The 1150-nt window shown below is 70.3% G+C and carries 2 pseudogenes; one reads left to right on the top strand and one right to left on the bottom strand.

Annotation, left to right across the window (positions count from 1 at the left end):
* Window positions 1-264: pseudogene (locus tag NBW84_RS22945) on the top strand (hypothetical protein); the annotation flags it as partial.
* Between the two features lie 661 nt (window positions 265-925).
* On the opposite strand, the pseudogene NBW84_RS24655 reads toward NBW84_RS22945, so the two are convergent.
* Window positions 926-1150: pseudogene (locus NBW84_RS24655) on the bottom strand (hypothetical protein); the annotation flags it as partial.

Genomic DNA, 1150 nt, shown 5'->3' with positions numbered 1-1150 from the left:
GGACTGGCTTCGCGGGCCCCGCTGACCCTGTTCGACGAGCCCTACCTCGGCCTCGACGCCGTCGCGCGGCAGCTGTTCTACGACCGGCTGCTGGCCGACTACGCCGAGCACCCGCGCACGGTCGTGCTCTCCACGCACCTGATCGACGAGGTCAGCGACCTGCTCGAACCCGGGCTGGACTTCGAGCCGGTCTCGTTGCAGCAACTGGTCGTCCGCACCACCCAACGCCACGGCCGGCCGGTCTCCGCCGGGAAGGAGTCCTGATGTCCCGCGTGCTCGACGTCGTCCGGATCCAGCTCGTCCACTGGCCCGCACTGCTGGGCTACCCGTTGCTCGCGCTGGCCGCGATGCCGCTGCTGGGCTGGGGCATCGACGTCTCCAACGGCGAAACCACGCTCGGCGCACACGAGATCTACCTGCTGCCGATGCCGTTGGGCGCGATCGCCCCCGCGCACCTGCAGACGATGACGGAGGTGTTCCCCTTCACGCTGGGGCTCGGCGTCACCCGCCGGGCGTTCGCCGCGGCCACCGCACTGGTCGTCCTCGGCCAGGCGCTGCTCCTCGGGCTCGGGCTGGTGGCGTTCGACATCGTCGAGCGGCTGACCGGCGGCTGGGGACGGGAGGCGCGGATCTTCGGGCTGGACGTGCTGGGCCACGGCAACCCGCTCGCGCTGTGGCTTGTCTACAGCGGACCGCTGGTCGCGGTGTCCGCGATCGGGGTGCTGGCGGGTGTGGTGTTCCAGCGCTGGCGTCACACCGGGATCTACCTCGCCGTTTTCGGCAGCGTCGCGCTGCTCACCACGGTGGGCGTGCTGGGAAAGACACAGAACTGGTGGCCCTCGATCGGGAGCTTCCTCGGCGGCCAGCCTTCGCTCACGCTGTTCACCGCGTATCCGCTGATGTTCGCGCTGGCGCTCGGCGGATACGCGGTGATGCGCATCGGGAGCGCCTCGAGCCGGTCGGCGAGCAGGCTGACCACGCCGTCCGCCTTCTCCACCACACCACGGATCAGCAGCGCCGGGCTGGCGCGGGCGACCCGGTGGTAGCCCTGCCACAGCCCGAGCGTGCAGATCACGTTCACCATCCCTGTCTCGTCCTCGATGTTGAGGAAGGTGATCCCGCCCGCGGTGGCCGGTGTGGCAGTGGTGGT

It is taken from the genome of Protofrankia sp. CiP1_Cm_nod2, assembly GCF_920664355.1.
Classification (GTDB): domain Bacteria; phylum Actinomycetota; class Actinomycetes; order Frankiales; family Frankiaceae; genus Protofrankia.
The sequence above is the reverse complement of the archived record's forward strand: the minus strand, read 5'-3'. Positions and strand labels throughout refer to the sequence as shown.